The sequence below is a fragment of the Streptomyces sp. NPDC002574 genome (genome assembly GCF_042889545.1).
Classification (GTDB): Bacteria; Actinomycetota; Actinomycetes; order Streptomycetales; family Streptomycetaceae; genus Actinacidiphila.
The window spans coordinates 147,074-160,681 of sequence record NZ_JBIARB010000013.1 but is presented as its reverse complement, the minus strand read 5'-3'; the positions used below and the strand labels follow the sequence as shown (position 1 = coordinate 160,681).

At 72.7% G+C, this 13,608-nt stretch carries 13 protein-coding genes, 1 tRNA gene and 1 pseudogene; 8 read left to right on the top strand and 7 right to left on the bottom strand.

The genetic code is table 11. From position 1 onward, the window contains the following. The first annotated feature begins 275 nt into the window (after positions 1-275). Positions 276-881 carry a hypothetical protein gene (locus ACFYXS_RS29745; protein ID WP_389253692.1) on the top strand — a complete coding sequence of 202 codons (606 nt, stop codon included), beginning with the start codon at positions 276-278 and terminating at the stop codon, positions 879-881. Between the two features lie 52 nt (positions 882-933). Here ACFYXS_RS29745 and ACFYXS_RS29740 read toward each other — a convergent pair whose 3' ends face one another. After that, entirely contained in the window at positions 934-1,986 is a 1,053-nt protein-coding gene (locus tag ACFYXS_RS29740; RefSeq protein WP_389253690.1) for an LLM class F420-dependent oxidoreductase, read from the bottom strand. Positions 1,987-2,112: 126 nt separating this feature from the next. Here ACFYXS_RS29740 and ACFYXS_RS29735 point away from each other — a divergent pair, with 126 nt between their 5' ends. Together ACFYXS_RS29735 and ACFYXS_RS29730 are read left to right on the top strand one after the other, a co-directional pair. Next, complete coding sequence (locus ACFYXS_RS29735; protein WP_389253688.1) at positions 2,113-3,093, top strand: aldo/keto reductase; 981 nt, start codon at positions 2,113-2,115, stop codon at positions 3,091-3,093. Positions 3,094-3,133: 40 nt separating this feature from the next. Then, positions 3,134-5,218, top strand: coding sequence for a helix-hairpin-helix domain-containing protein (locus ACFYXS_RS29730; protein ID WP_389253686.1), 2,085 nt, complete (start codon positions 3,134-3,136; stop codon positions 5,216-5,218). Between the two features lie 46 nt (positions 5,219-5,264). Here ACFYXS_RS29730 and ACFYXS_RS29725 read toward each other — a convergent pair whose 3' ends face one another. After that, positions 5,265-5,882: a hypothetical protein gene (locus tag ACFYXS_RS29725; protein ID WP_389253684.1), complete on the bottom strand. Its 618-nt coding sequence runs from the start codon at positions 5,880-5,882 to the stop codon at positions 5,265-5,267. A gap of 47 nt (positions 5,883-5,929) precedes the next feature. Between ACFYXS_RS29725 and ACFYXS_RS29720 the strand changes: the two genes are divergently transcribed. Then, positions 5,930-6,118 (top strand): DUF5703 family protein, encoded by a 189-nt coding sequence (locus ACFYXS_RS29720; RefSeq protein ID WP_319661956.1) that lies wholly within the window; start codon positions 5,930-5,932, stop codon positions 6,116-6,118. Positions 6,119-6,197: 79 nt separating this feature from the next. On the opposite strand, the gene ACFYXS_RS29715 is transcribed toward ACFYXS_RS29720, so the two are convergent. The 4 genes and pseudogenes from ACFYXS_RS29715 to ACFYXS_RS29700 form a co-directional block, all read right to left on the bottom strand. Further along, entirely contained in the window at positions 6,198-7,091 is an 894-nt protein-coding gene (locus ACFYXS_RS29715; RefSeq protein WP_389253682.1) for a chaplin, read from the bottom strand. Between the two features lie 273 nt (positions 7,092-7,364). Beyond that, positions 7,365-7,616: pseudogene (locus ACFYXS_RS29710) on the bottom strand (chaplin); the annotation flags it as partial. Positions 7,617-7,793: 177 nt separating this feature from the next. Beyond that, on the bottom strand, positions 7,794-8,027 hold the full coding sequence (locus ACFYXS_RS29705; protein WP_389253680.1) for a chaplin: 234 nt from the start codon (positions 8,025-8,027) through the stop codon (positions 7,794-7,796). A 141-nt stretch (positions 8,028-8,168) separates the two neighbouring features. Beyond that, the gene (locus ACFYXS_RS29700; protein WP_389253678.1) at positions 8,169-9,527 is read right to left on the bottom strand and encodes a M20/M25/M40 family metallo-hydrolase; all 1,359 of its coding nucleotides are present in this window, start codon (positions 9,525-9,527) and stop codon (positions 8,169-8,171) included. A 152-nt stretch (positions 9,528-9,679) separates the two neighbouring features. Here ACFYXS_RS29700 and ACFYXS_RS29695 point away from each other — a divergent pair. From ACFYXS_RS29695 to ACFYXS_RS29680, 4 genes are all read left to right on the top strand, one after another. Then, positions 9,680-9,767: transfer RNA gene (locus ACFYXS_RS29695), tRNA-Leu, on the top strand. A 150-nt stretch (positions 9,768-9,917) separates the two neighbouring features. Next, positions 9,918-10,322, top strand: coding sequence for a hypothetical protein (locus ACFYXS_RS29690; RefSeq protein WP_389253676.1), 405 nt, complete (start codon positions 9,918-9,920; stop codon positions 10,320-10,322). 107 nt (positions 10,323-10,429) lie between these two features. Continuing rightward, the gene (locus ACFYXS_RS29685; RefSeq protein ID WP_389253674.1) at positions 10,430-10,783 is read left to right on the top strand and encodes a hypothetical protein; all 354 of its coding nucleotides are present in this window, start codon (positions 10,430-10,432) and stop codon (positions 10,781-10,783) included. Positions 10,784-10,805: 22 nt separating this feature from the next. Continuing rightward, entirely contained in the window at positions 10,806-12,230 is a 1,425-nt protein-coding gene (locus ACFYXS_RS29680) for a DUF2252 domain-containing protein (RefSeq protein ID WP_389253924.1), read from the top strand. On the opposite strand, the gene ACFYXS_RS29675 is transcribed toward ACFYXS_RS29680, so the two are convergent. Beyond that, entirely contained in the window at positions 12,211-13,527 is a 1,317-nt protein-coding gene (locus ACFYXS_RS29675; RefSeq protein WP_389253922.1) for a chloride channel protein, read from the bottom strand. The two genes, ACFYXS_RS29680 and ACFYXS_RS29675, sit on opposite strands and share 20 nt — an antisense overlap. Positions 13,528-13,608: the final 81 nt, after the last annotated feature.

Below are 13,608 nucleotides of genomic sequence, written 5' to 3'. Positions count from 1 at the left end.
CCACCGGATAACTCAATAAATCAGCCGTGCGTAAATGAAGAGTCAAATGCCCCGGAAAGCCCCTGGCAACAGGCCCGCGCGTCAACTCGGCCGAACGGATGAGGACGATCGGGTGAGGGGTGCGTAACCCTTGGCGCTTCCCGGCGTTGAGTTTGGTGACGGCCGTGGCGGGGAAGACCCCCGAGCCCCCACCACGGCCGCGGAAACCGAGGGGTCCTGCGGCCGGCCCGGGCGCTCGTGATTTCATAGCCCCTCGGAGGGGTCACTACCTAGACATGTTCAGCAAGGCGACGCGGAGCCGCTCGACGGTGCGTCCAGCGGGCCCCGCGGGTTCTGACTGGGCTCCTTACGCGCGCCTGGACGACGCGGCCCACGCCTATTTCCTGCACGCCGAGGTGGCCCTGGAGGCGATCGGCGGAGTCATGGGCCGGCGCCGGGTGCGCGGCTTCACCCTCGAACGCGTGGTGGACCTCACGGAGGCCGGGACGTCGGTGTGGCAGGAGGCCGCGGTCTGCGACGGGCGGCGGCTGATCCTCTGGCACAGCGAGGAGGTCGCCGACGAGGACGCCCCCGGCGGCCGCGTCCTGGACTCCTCCGTGCAGGTGCTGCCCCTGGAGACCATCGGCCACGTCGGGATGCGCACCCTGGTGGGCCACGACGAGCAGGGCCGGCGGGTCGACCGCGGGGTGTACGTGGTGCTGGCGACCGCCATGCCGCACGAGTTGAGCGCGGTGCGCGGGGACGCGGAAGGGGCGATCGCCTCGGCCCGGTTCCGGCCGGAGGCCTTCCGGTTCAGCAAGTCCCTGGAGGACGGCGGCCCCGGGCAGATAGCGCGGCTGATCGCCTTCGGACGGCTGCTGGGGCGGCTGGTCCCGGGCTGAGCCGGGACCGGCCGCCGCCGCGCTGTGCGGTGCGGTGCCTTGCGGTGAGGGCCTATTCGGCCAGCCCCGCCCGCTCCAGGGCCTCGGCGCCGGTGCGCAGGGCCGTGATCCGCTCGTCCAGGGTGAAGCCCGCCGGGGAGAGGGTCAGCGTGGTCACGCCGGCCGCGGCGTACGCCTGCATGCGGTCGGCGATGCGCTCCACCGTGCCGAGCAGCGTGGTGGAGTCGATCAGCTCGCGCGGGATCGCGGCCGCGGCGCCGTCCTTGTCGCCGGACAGGTACTTGTCCTGGATCTCGGCGGCCTCCTTCTCGTACCCCATGCGCTGCGCGAGCTTGTTGTAGAAGTTCTGCTTGCGACTGCCCATGCCGCCGACGTACAGGGCGGTGTAGGGACGGAAGAGGTCGGCCAGCGCGTCGACGTCCTCACCGATGGCGATCGGGACGGTCGGGCAGACGTCGAAGCCCTCCATCGTCTTCCCGGCCTTCTCGCGGCCCGCCCGGATGTGGCGGAGCGCGGTCTCCTCCAGGTGCGCGGCGGAGGGGAAGATCAGCAGCGCGCCGTCGGCCAGTTCGCCGGTCTGCTCCAGGTTCTTGGGGCCGATGGCCGCGATGTACAGCGGGATGTACTCGCGCACGGGGTGCACGGTCAGCTTGAGCGCCTTGCCCGGGCCGTCCGGCAGCGGCAGCGTCCAGTGCTCGCCCTCGTGCGTCAGCCGCTCGCGGGACATCGCCTTGCGGACGATCTCCACGTACTCACGGGTGCGGGCCAGCGGCTTGTCGAACCTGACGCCGTACCAGCCCTCGGAGACCTGGGGGCCGGAGACGCCGAGGCCGAGACGGAAGCGGCCGCCCGACAGCGAGTCGAGGGTGGCCGCGGTCATGGCGGTCATCGCGGGCGTGCGGGCCGGGATCTGGAAGATTGCGGAGCCGACGTCGATGCGCTCGGTCTGCGCGGCGACCCAGGACAGGACGGTGGGCGCGTCCGAGCCGTAGGCCTCGGCCGCCCAGCACACCGAGTAGCCGAGGCGGTCCGCCTCCTGCGCGACGGCGAGGTTGTCCGAGTCCATTCCGGCGCCCCAGTAGCCGAGGTTGATCCCGAGCCGCATAGCGCTCCCCTTACCAGTCAGTAACGTCCTTGTTCTGCGGACCATATCGTCCCCACGGCGGCACGGCGCCCGTCTGGTACGTCACACGCGCCCAAATACCGCCGTTGACCAGTAATGTCAGCCGTCATGGAGCAAAGGCACCTCGGCCGTACCGGACTGCGTGTGTCCCGGCTCGGGCTCGGCACGCTGACGTGGGGGCGCGACACCGGCGAACTCGACGCCGCGGACCAGCTCAAGGCGTTCTGGGAGGCCGGTGGAACGCTGGTCGACACGGCCGACGTGTACGGCGACGGCGGCGCGGAGTACCTGCTCGGACGGCTGGTCGAGGACCTGGTGCCGCGCTCGGACCTGGTGATCGCCACCAAGGCCGGCAGCGTGCCCGACCCCGACCGGCGCTTCGACGCCTCCCGCGGCCACCTGCTCGCTGCCCTGGACGCCTCGTTGCAGCGGCTCGGTACCGACTACGTGGACCTGTGGCAGGTGCACGCTTACGACCCCACCACACCGCTCGACGAGACGCTGCAGGCGCTCGACCTCGCCGTCACCTCGGGCCGCGCGCGTTACGTCGGTGTCTCCAACTTCTGCGGCTGGCAGCTCGCCAAGGCCGCCACCTGGCAGCGCGCCGTTCAGACGCGGACGCCGCTGTCCAGTACGCAGATGGAGTACTCGCTGCTGCAGCGCGGCATCGAGCGCGAGGTGCTGCCCGCCGCCCTGGACCTCGGGGTGGGTCTGCTGCCCTCCTCCCCGCTCGGGAGGGGCGTGCTCACCGGCAAGTACCGGCACGGCACCCCGGCCGACTCGCGGGGCGGCTCCGACGACATGGCACCCTTCGTCGCGCCCTACCTCGACGAGACGGCCCGGCTCATCGTGGACGCGCTGGCCATAGCGGCCGACGGGCTGGCCACTTCGCCGCTCCAGGTCGCCCTGGCCTGGGTGCGGGACCGCCCCGGGGTCGCCGCGCCGATCGTCGGGGCGCGCAACGCCCAGCAGCTGGCGGCGGCGTTGTCAGTGGAGGCCCTTAGTCTTCCCGAAGAGATCTGCCAGGCGCTGGACGACGTTTCGGCGCCGCTGCACCGCTATCCGGACCACGACTGGAGCACGCTGTGAGCGTCCTCCGGCAGTAGTCCGCCCTACTACGGAGGCCACCGTGACCGAGGACCGCGACGACCGCGACCGCGAGGACCCCAGCGCAGCCGAGGCGGCGCCCGCTGCGGACGCGGCGCCGGCGCAGTCCGCCGGAGCCGCGGAAGACACCGGCGAGGACACGCCGCCGCCCCGCCGCCCGCGCCCGTCCACCGAAGGCGTCGGCTCGCAGCTGCCCGAGGAACTGACGGACCTGGCGGCCGCGGTGCGGGCGATCGAGCGCGGCGAACGGCCGGCGGCCGTGCCCAGGGGCCGCACCGCCCCGGCACGCCCCGCTCCCGAGCGTCCGTCGGTGCCCGCGCCCTCCCCCGCAGCGGTGGCCCCGGCTCCCGTTCCCGCCCTGCTGAGCGGGGACGCGGTGGCCGCCGCGCGCACGGTGCTCGCCGCGGGCGGCGCGCCGGAGGGGCTCGCGGAGGCGGCCGTCGCGGCGCTCGGCGAGCGGGCCGGCGAGGCGCTGCGGGAGGACCCGTGGCAGGTGCTGTCCGTGCCGGGCGTGCGGGTGGACCAGGCCGACGGCTTCGCGAAGGCGCTGCTGGGCGGCGCGGCCGGTCCGGAGGACGAGCGCCGGGTGCGCGCCCTGGTCGTCCGGCTGCTGGAACAGGCGGCCGAGCAGGGGCACACGGCGGTCGAATGGCCCGTGCTCGCCGCGGCCCTGGGCCGGCACGCGGTCACCGCGGCCGACGACGCGCTCAAGGCGGCCGTCACCGACGGCCTGGCGCTGCTCTTCCACGTCGCCGACGAGAACGCCGGACCCGCGCAGCCCGCGGGCGCCGACGACGACGAGGACGCCGAGCGGCCGGTACGGCTGCTGCTCGGCCTGGACCGGTGGGCGATGGCGGAGGAGAGCCTCGCCGACGGCCTGATGCGGCTGCTCAACACCTTCTCCCCCGACGAGGGACAGGAGGGAGGACCGGACTGGGAGGCCGCGGCCGCCGCGGCGCCCTCCTCGTCCGCCGGGGCCCTCGTGCGCGCGGCCGCGGGAAGCGGTCTCGTCGTCCACCAGGGCGCCGAGGAGGCCCGTGCCGAACCCGCCGCCCTGGTGGCGGCCGCGCGGGCGCTCGGTCTGCGCGCCTACGCCGCCGCGGCCACCGAGGACGGCCGCAGGCGGCTGGCCGCGGCGGGCGCGGGCGAGGACGCGGTGGCCACCGTCGCGGGCCTGCTCGCCGGGCACGAGGGACCGGGACGGGACGAGGACGGGACGCTGGCGCTGGACCTGCTGGCGGTCCTGGACGCGCCGCAGTTGGACGTGGAGGCGGCGGCCACCCTCGTGGAGGCCGTGCCCGACAGCGCGCGCCTGGTCCTTTCCGGCGACCCGATGGCGCTGTGGTCGGCCGGTCCCGGGCGGGTCTTCGCCGACCTGGCGGCCGCCAAGGTGTGCCCGCAGGCCGTCTCGCGCACGCCGGACCCGGGGCCGATCGGTGAACTCGTCTCGGGGATCGGCATCGGCGAGCTCGCGCAGGTGGAGGCGCCGGAGAAGGAGGTCGTGATCGTCCCGGTGCGGGACGCCGGGGAGGCGGTGCACCGCACGGTGCAGCTGGTCGCGGACTCCGTGCCCCGGGTCATCGGGGTGCCCGCCGCGAGCACCCAGGTCATCACCCCGGGCCACGGCGGCGCCGCCGGTACCCGGGTGCTCAACGCGGCGCTCAAGGAACGGCTGAATCCCGGCCCCGGCCGGTTCGGCGGCTTCGACCCCGGGGACCGGGTGCTCCTGACCCCCGCCCCCGGCAGGACCGTGCCGGGCACCGTGACCTCCGGCGGCGACGAGGGCCTGCGCGTGGACTGCGACGGGGCCTCCGTCGTCGTCCCGCCCGAGGCCGTCGCCGGGCAGGTGCGCCACGGCTGGGCGGTCACCGCCCATCAGGCCGCCGGCCGGCGCTGGCCGGCCGCCGTCGTCGTGCTGCCCGGTGACGCGGCGCAGACCCTGACCCGGGCCTGGGTCTACACCGCCTTCGGCCGGGGCGAGCGGCATCTGTCCGTCGTCCAGGGCGTCGACCAGGCGCTGCCCCGCGCCGTCGCGGAGATCCCGGCCAGGGACCGCACCACGCGGCTGCGCGACATCCTCCGCGAGCAGGCGGCGTCGGCGCAGTGACGCACGGAGCGGGGGCCCGGGCGTGCCCGGGCCCCCGCTCGGTACGTCATGCCTCGCTGCGGTCCTCGCCGAGCACGTCGCTCTCCTCGTCGAAGACCGCGCTCACGTCGAACCGGCAGATCAGGTGCCGCGGATCGACCTGCTCGAAGGGGCTGGCCAGCCACTCCCCCGGCTCGGCAGGCTCCACCGCGGTCACCCAGACCGTGGAGTCGCCCTCCACCAGGCCGAACTCCTTGTGCCGCTCGGCGATCTCGTCGGGCTCGTACTCCCCGAACAGGACCCCGATCGCGGCCGCGACGTCCGGGCCGCCCTCGGGGCCGGTGTCGGACACGCGTTCCGCCTGCTGCACCAGGCGCTGCGAGTCGCCCACGGTGTAGTCGCGGCGGATCAGGACGCTGACCGCGCTCGGCTGCTCGGGCCCGTCGTACTCGGGCAGCGTGTCCCCGAGCGGCACCTCGAAGGGGGTGACCTCGTCGTAGGTGTCGTAGAGCAGCTCGTCGTAGGCCTCGGCCGCCGAGGCCAGGGCCTCGAAGGCCTGGTAGACCGCGGGATCGTCCTCCCCGGTGCGGTGCTCGACCGCGGCCAGGTGGCGGTCCAGAGCGGCCTTCACCGCCTCGACGGCGGCTCGTACCTCGGCAACAGTGGGCTGCGCGACATCAGACATGCGGAAGACGCTATCCGTACTGGGGCGCTCCCCGCACAATAGATGCGATGCCTGAATACGAATTCAGAGATGTGTACGTGCCACGGGGCGTCTCCCGCAAGGAGGCCCAGCGGCTGCTGACCGACCATGCGGAGTACGGGCACTGGGAGTTGGACCGTCTCCGCCTCTACCCGGACGGCAGTCGCCGGGTTCGGCTGCGCCGAAGAATCATCCGCCAGGTCCGCGCCACATGGTGAGGTACGCCACATGAAGCGGGGCCCCGCGTCGGCGGGGCCCCTTTCCTCACATGCCGCCCCACGGGGGAGACGGAGGCGTTCAGCGACGCGCCGCGCGGGCGCGGCGGAAGAGCACCGCACCGCCGAGCAGCAGTCCGGCGCTGGTGAGCAGCGCGGTGCCGACGTCCTCGGTACCGGTCTGGGCCAGGCTGGGGCCGCCACCGCCCGGGACGCCCGCGGGCTCCGGGTAGTTGTGCTCCGGGTAGTCGTCGTGGCCGCGCGGGATGTTGCGGTGCGGGCGCGGGTGGTGCCCGTGACCCTTGCCGCCGCCGTAGTGGCCGCCGTAGCCGCCGGCGTTCACACAGGTGTTGCCGACCGCCGGGTTGAGCAGGCCGACCACGTTGACCGAGTTGCCACAGGCGTTGACCGGGATGTTCACCGGCGCCTGGATGGCGTTCCCGGACAGGATGCCGGGCGAGCCGACCGCGGCCGCGTGGGCCGAGGCGCCACCGTGGCCGAAGCCGCCGCCGTCGCGGTCACCGCCGAACCCGCCGCCGAAGCCGCGTCCGTGGTCGCCGCCGCCGAAGCCGCGGCCGCCGTCGTTGCCCCGGCTGCCGAAGGCGGAGTCGACGCCGCGGACGGAACGGCCCGGGCCGCCGTCCTTGTCGGCGTAGCCGTCCTTGTCGCGGTAGCCGCCGACGGGCTTGTGGAAGCCCTTCTTGTAGACGCGGACCTCGCGGCGCTCGGGGGAACCGTTGACGCAGGTGTTGCCGGCCGCCGGGTTGAGCAGGCCGATCACGTTGATGGTGTTGCCGCAGACGTTCACCGGGATGTTCACCGGCACCTGGATCGCGTTGCCGGACGCGATGCCCGGCGAGCCGGCGGCGACGCCGGACGCGTTGGAGTCCGCGTAGGCGGCCATACCGCCGGTCACGGCGAGCACGCCGCCGGTCGCGACCGCGGTGAGAAGCCCCTTTTTCGCGACTTGTCGCATGGAATGTCCCTGCCTTGCTTTTCCAGATACGGAAACCGGCGGGCAATGCCCGCCGGGGGAATGGTCGCCCCCCCGGACGTCAGAACCTTTGCCTCCCCCACCGGGGCGGCCCCGGAAGCGCACAGGGCATTTCCGGGGCCGACCGGTTTCAGGCCTCGGAAGAGGCCTGAGAGAACGTCACTTGCCGTCCTTGTCGGCGTAGCCGTCCTTGTCGCGGTATCCACCGATGGGCTTGTGGAAGCCGCCACCCTTCTTGTACACGCGGACCTCGCGGTGACCGAAGGACCCGTTGATGCAGACGTTGCCCGCCGCCGGGTTGAGGAGGCCCACCACGTTGATGGTGTTGCCGCAGAGGTTGATCGGGATGTTGACCGGGACCTGGATCAGGTTCCCGGACAGGACGCCCGGAGATCCGGCGGCGACGCCCGACGCGTGCGAGTCCGCGTGGGCCATGCCGCCGGTGACGACGAGCACGCCGCCGGTCGCGACCGCAGTGAGCAGCGCCTTCTTTGCAACCTGTCGCATTGAGTTTCCTTGCCTTGCTTTTCCGGATACGGAAACCGGCGGGCGATACCCGCCGGGGGAATGGATGACCCCCCGGAATGGAAAACCGGCGCTCCCCCAGCCGGGGCGGCCCCGAAGCCCTCACGGGGCTTCACGGGGCCGGCCAGGATCGGGCCTTCTACGAGGCCCGAAGCGTTGTCAGCTGTTGAAGCAGACGTTGCCGACGGCGGGGTTCAGCAGGCCCACGATGTTGATCGTGTTACCGCACAGGTTGATCGGGATGTTCACCGGAACCTGGATCACGTTGCCCGACAGCACACCCGGGGAACCGACCGCGGCACCCTGGGCGCCGGAGTCGGCGACGGCCACGCCGGCACCCGCAGCCACGAGCCCACCGGTGACCACGGCAGCAGCGACGACCTTCTTGATCATTTTTCCTCCTCGTTGGCAAAACGGCCCCAACTTCGGACCGCACAGGAACCAACGAGTGGACACAAGGCGCGCTACTGCCGCTGGGATTCATTCACTCTTTTCGGCTAAGCGGCAGGAAATGTCGATAATTGGCGAGTCGTTTCAACTGCTCGCGAGGAAGCGGTCGAGCACCCGCACGCCGAACTTCAGACCGTCCACCGGTACCCGCTCGTCGACGCCGTGGAACATCCCGGCGAAATCGAGGTCGGGCGGCAGCTGCAGCGGCGCGAAGCCGAAGCATCGGATGCCCAGGTCGTCGAAGGACTTGGCGTCGGTCCCGCCGGACAGGCAGTACGGCACGGCGCGGGCGATCGGGTCCTCGGCCTTGAGCGCGGCGCGCATGGCCTCGACGAGCGCCCCGTCGAACGTCGTCTCCAGGGCCTTGTCGGAGTGCACGTCCTCGCGCCTGACCCGGGGACCGAGGATGCGGTCCAGGTCGGCCAGGAACTCCTCCTCGTAACCGGGCAGGAAGCGCCCGTCCACGTGCGCGGTGGCCTGGCCGGGGATCACGTTGACCTTGTAGCCGGCGCCCAGCATGGTCGGCGCGGCGGTGTTGCGCAGCGTGGCACCGATGAGCTTGGCGATGCCGCCGAGCTTGGCCAGCGTCGTCTCCATGTCCTCGGGATCGAGATCGGTCCCGAGGGCGTCGCCGAGCTCGTCGAGGAAGCCGCGGACGGACTTGGTGACGCGCACCGGGAACTGGTGCCGTCCGAGCCGGCCGACCGCCTCGCACAGCTCGGTGATCGCGTTGTCGTTGTTGGTCATGGAGCCGTGGCCGGCGGTGCCGTCCACGGTGAGCCGCATCCAGTGCATGCCCTTCTGGGCGGTCTCGATCAGGTAGAGCCGCACGTCCTCGTTGACCGTGAAGGAGAAGCCGCCGACCTCGCCGATCGCCTCCGTGACGCCCTCGAAGAGCTCCGGGTGCTTGTCGACCAGGAAGCGGGCCCCGTAGACGCCGCCGGCCTCCTCGTCGGCGAGGAAGGCGAGCACGATGTCGCGCGGCGGGCGGCGCCCGCTGCGCAGCATGTCGCGCACGACCGCCAGGGTCATGGCGTCCATGTCCTTCATGTCGACCGCGCCGCGGCCCCACACGCAGCCGTCGGCGATCTCGCCGGAGAACGGGTGGTGGGTCCAGTCGTCGGCGTTGGCGGGCACGACGTCGGTGTGGCCGTGGATGAGCAGGGCGGGCCGCGAGGGGTCCTCGCCGGCGATGCGGGCGACGGTGGAGGCCCGGCCCTGGTGCGACTCGAAGATCTGCGGTTCCAGGCCGACCTCGGCGAGCTTCTCGGCGATGTACTCGGCGGCGGCCCGCTCGCCGGGACCCGAGTGGTCGCCGTAGTTGCTGGTGTCGATCCGGATGAGGTCACGGCAGAGGCCGGCGACCTCGTCCTCGCCGGTGGTCGTACGGGCGGCCGAGCTCGACTCGCTCACGCTGTCTCCTTCGTTCGTCGATCTCCCCATCCTCCCCCGCCTCCCCACCGGGCCGCGAGGCCCCCCGCACCCCTTCCTGCGGCCGTTGCGAGGGCCCCGGCGGGCGGGTTGATCGAGGGGCCCCGGATGTTTGCTATTGTTTTCCACGTCGCCGGGCCCACGAGCCGGGTGGCGGACACCTTGTCCGGGTGGCGGAATGGCAGACGCGCTAGCTTGAGGTGCTAGTGCCCTTTATCGGGCGTGGGGGTTCAAGTCCCCCCTCGGACACCATGTGAAGCCTGTGGGCGGTACGGCCGGATTCCGGCGATACCGCCCACAGACGTTTCCCCCCGGAATCCCCGCCCCCGCAGACCCGGCCCGCTCCGCATGCCGTCCACCGCGGACCGTGGCACGCTGGTTCCGAAGAGTAAGGAGCCCACCATGACCACTCCGCGAACGGAAGGCTCCGCGGCTTCCGGATGGATCGTCTTCGCCGCCGTCCTGATGATCTTCGGTGGCATCTCCGCGATCCTCCAGGGCGTCGCCGCGATCGCCAAGGACAGCGTCTTCGTCGTGACCGGCAACTACACCTTCCGGTTCGACCTGAGCGCCTGGGGATGGATCCACCTCGTCCTCGGCGTGCTGGTCGTCCTCGTCGGACTGCTGCTCCTGCGGGGCGCGCTGTGGGCGCGCACGGTGGGCGCGGTGATCGTCGGCCTGTCGATGCTGGCGAACTTCATGTGGCTGCCGTACATCCCCTTCTGGGCCCTGGCGATGATCCTCCTCGACGGCGTCGTCATCTGGGCCCTGTGCACCGCCCCCGGGCGCAGGCCCGCGGCGGTGTAGGACCGCCGCCGATTCAGCCGACTGGTCGCGCTGCGGGTGACAGGGTCCGGCGCACGCGGCAGCGTTGCCCTCAGTACCGGTCCCCCGTACAGACGAGGACGCTCACCATGGCCGCTCTCCGCCGGCCCGGCCTTCACGCCGGCGCCCTGCTCCTGCTCCTCGGCACCGCGGCGTGCTCCGGTATGACCCACCAGGCCGTGGGCAACCTGGTCTACACGACCACGGACGGCAAGCCGCAGCAGATCGACAGCCCCTCGGTCGACGGGTGCCACCCGCTGACGGCCCCCGGGGCGAAGAGCGTCGACAACAACACCGTCAACGACGTGGTCCTCTACACGCAGGAGGACTGCCACAACGCCGCGGGAACCAGCAAGTTCTACCTGCCCTCGCAGACCAGCGACCCGGGTGTGCCCGGCCAGGCCCCCTGGAAGAGCTTCACGGTGGTCGGCGGAAGCCACTAGGGACGGTGCCGCCGTGGCCGCCATGACCGACGAGCAGGACGAGCCGGCGGCGCCCGACCCGCGGGAGCACGTCACGCCGCGGGAACGGGCCGCGCTGGGCAGGGCGGCCCGGCGGACCGCGCCCCGGTCGGACCACGCGCACTGGGCGCCCCCGCCGGACCGGGCCGACCCGGTCGACGTGATCGAGGAGCAGTCCGCGCGCCGGGTGCCCGAGCTGGTGCCGATCCGGTACGGCCGGATGGCCGAGTCGCCGTTCCGCTTCTACCGGGGCGCGGCGGCGGTCATGGCGGCGGACCTCGCGGGCACGCCGGTGACGGGGCTGCGCGCGCAGCTGTGCGGGGACGCGCACATGCTCAACTTCCGCTTGCTGGCCTCGCCCGAGCGGCGGCTGATGTTCGACATCAACGACTTCGACGAGACGCTGCCCGGGCCCTGGGAGTGGGACGTCAAGCGCCTGGCCGCCAGTCTCGTCATCGCGGGCCGGGCGGCCGGTTTCTCCGGCCGGGAGCGTGCGGCGACCGTCCTGGCCGCCGTCGGGGGCTATCGCGAGCACATGCGCCGCTTCGCCCGGATGGGCAATCTCGACGTCTGGTACGCCCACTTCGAGGCGGAGCGGCTGCAGGAGCGGTTCGCCCCCCTGCTCGGCGCGCGGGACCGGGCGCGCTGGGAGCGTTCGCAGGAGCGGGCGCGTTCGCACGACACGCTGCAGGCGTTCGTCAAGCTCACGGATGTCGTGGACGGTGAGCGGCGGATCGTGCCGGATCCGCCGCTGCTGACGCCGCTGCGCGACCTGCCCGAGGCCGCGGACTCCGGGGTGGAGCGCGAACTGGGGCGGCTGATGGAGCGCTACGGCCACACCCTGCAGTCCGACCGCCGCACCCTGCTGGAGCAGTACCGGGTCGCCGACATCGCACGCAAGGTCGTCGGGGTGGGCAGTGTGGGGACCCGCTGCTGGATCGTGCTGCTGCTCGGCAAGGACGACGAGGACCCGCTGTTCCTGCAGGCCAAGGAGGCCGACGAGTCGGTGCTGGCCCGCCATGTGGGCGCCTGCCTGCAACGGACGCAGGGCGAGCGGGTGGTGGCCGGGCAGCGGCTGATGCAGGCCACGAGCGACATCTTCCTGGGCTGGGAACGCGTCCACGGCATCGACGGCCGGCGGCGGGACTTCTACGTGCGCCAGTTGCGCGACTGGAAGGGCATCGTGGTGGCCGAGACGATGTCACCGCAGGTGATGGGCATCTTCGGCCGGATGTGCGGGGCGACGCTGGCCCGTGCGCACGCGCGCTCGGGGGACCGGATCGCGATCGCCGCCTATCTGGGCCGGGGTGATGTCTTCGACCGGGCGCTGGCGGAGTTCGCCGAGCTGTACGCCGACCAGAACGAGCGCGACCACCAGGCGCTCCTGGAGGCCGTACGTACCGGCCGGGTCACCGCGCGGGGGGCCTGACGTCCGGGGCTGCCGCGGACTCCGCTTCCCCGGCGCGGCCGAAGGCGGGGATGCCGGGGCCCTGGGGCAGCAGTTCGGTGGTGACGAAGGCGACCACGGCCGCCAGTACGACCACCGGCACCGTCTCGGCGTTGCCCAGCAGCAGGACGACGAGCAGGACCGTGCTGACCGGCAGCCGCATCGCCGCGGCGCACGAGGCCGCCATCCCCGCGGCCATGGCGGGCACGAGGCCGAAGCCCGGCAGCGGGGCCGCGAGCACACCGCAGGCCCCGCCGAGGAAGAGGGCCGGGAAGATCGGGCCGCCGCGCAGGCTGCCCAGGGACAGGGCGTACGCCAGGGACTTGAAGACCAGTACGGCGACCAGGGCGGTGACCGGCCAGGTGTGCGGGTCGGAGGCGAGCTGGGGCAGGGTGCTCTGCCCGGACAGCGCCGCCTCGGCCGGTGAACGCCCGGTCGCCAGGGCGTAGGCGGCCACGCAGACGCCCGCGGCGACCGCGCAGACGACGGTGTTGCGCAGCGGGCTGCGGGAGACGAGGACCGCCGTGTACCGGCCGCCGACGACGATCCAGTGCACGACGACGCCCACGACCAGGCCCATGAGGACGCCCCACACGACGTCGCCGACGTCGAGGGCGGACGGCCGCGGCAGGCCGATGTCCAGGCCGCCGGTCTTCAGGCCGGTCCAGTGCCCGAACCCGGTGAAGACGATGTCGCCGACCCCGCTGGACAGCAGGGCAGGCAGCATGACGGCGAACAACTGCGGGCCGCCGACGCCCGCGACCTCCATCAGCAGCACCGCCGCCACGAGCGGATTGCCGAAGATCGTCGCGATCGCCGCCGCGGCACCGGCGGCGCCCAGCAGCACGTTGCTGCTGGGGGTGGGGGACGCGCGGACCAGGTTGCGGAAGACCAGCGCGATGCCGCCGCCGAAGGCGATCAGCGGCGCCTCGGGGCCGAGGACGGCACCGAGCGGCAGGCTCGCCACGGCCGCCACGACGACCCCGGGCACCGCCGCGGCGGTGGCACCGCCCGAGTGCAGTCCCGACGCCGGGATGTGGCCGCCGCCGCCCGCGAGGCGCGTGACGACCAGGCCGACGACCAGACCGGCGACGGCCAGCAGCGGGATCGGCCACCACCAGGGCGGCTGAGCGTGCCCCAGGTGCCGCGGCCAGTCCTGCCAGATCAGTCTCTGCAGTTCGTGGATGCCGACGAGGAACCAGAAGGCGAGGAAGGACACGGGGATGCCGAGCACGGCGGAGGCCAACAGCGCCTTACGGTAGTACGGCTGACGCAGCATGTTCCGCAACTGGTCGGCTTCCTGAGGCTGGTTCGCGGTCCCGGAGATCGCCTTCCCCTCTCGTCGCGGCGCACCATTCGC

Coding starts and splice junctions, on each gene's coding strand:
- ACFYXS_RS29745 (WP_389253692.1), top strand. CDS start 276: ATGTTCAGCAAGGCGACGCGGAGCCGCTCGACGGTGCGTCCAGCGGGC.
- ACFYXS_RS29740 (WP_389253690.1), bottom strand. CDS start 1,986: ATGCGGCTCGGGATCAACCTCGGCTACTGGGGCGCCGGAATGGACTCG.
- ACFYXS_RS29735 (WP_389253688.1), top strand. CDS start 2,113: ATGGAGCAAAGGCACCTCGGCCGTACCGGACTGCGTGTGTCCCGGCTC.
- ACFYXS_RS29725 (WP_389253684.1), bottom strand. CDS start 5,882: ATGTCTGATGTCGCGCAGCCCACTGTTGCCGAGGTACGAGCCGCCGTC.
- ACFYXS_RS29720 (WP_319661956.1), top strand. CDS start 5,930: ATGCCTGAATACGAATTCAGAGATGTGTACGTGCCACGGGGCGTCTCC.
- ACFYXS_RS29715 (WP_389253682.1), bottom strand. CDS start 7,091: ATGCGACAAGTCGCGAAAAAGGGGCTTCTCACCGCGGTCGCGACCGGC.
- ACFYXS_RS29705 (WP_389253680.1), bottom strand. CDS start 8,027: ATGATCAAGAAGGTCGTCGCTGCTGCCGTGGTCACCGGTGGGCTCGTG.
- ACFYXS_RS29700 (WP_389253678.1), bottom strand. CDS start 9,527: ATGGGGAGATCGACGAACGAAGGAGACAGCGTGAGCGAGTCGAGCTCG.
- ACFYXS_RS29690 (WP_389253676.1), top strand. CDS start 9,918: ATGACCACTCCGCGAACGGAAGGCTCCGCGGCTTCCGGATGGATCGTC.
- ACFYXS_RS29685 (WP_389253674.1), top strand. CDS start 10,430: ATGGCCGCTCTCCGCCGGCCCGGCCTTCACGCCGGCGCCCTGCTCCTG.
- ACFYXS_RS29680 (WP_389253924.1), top strand. CDS start 10,806: ATGACCGACGAGCAGGACGAGCCGGCGGCGCCCGACCCGCGGGAGCAC.
- ACFYXS_RS29675 (WP_389253922.1), bottom strand. CDS start 13,527: ATGCTGCGTCAGCCGTACTACCGTAAGGCGCTGTTGGCCTCCGCCGTG.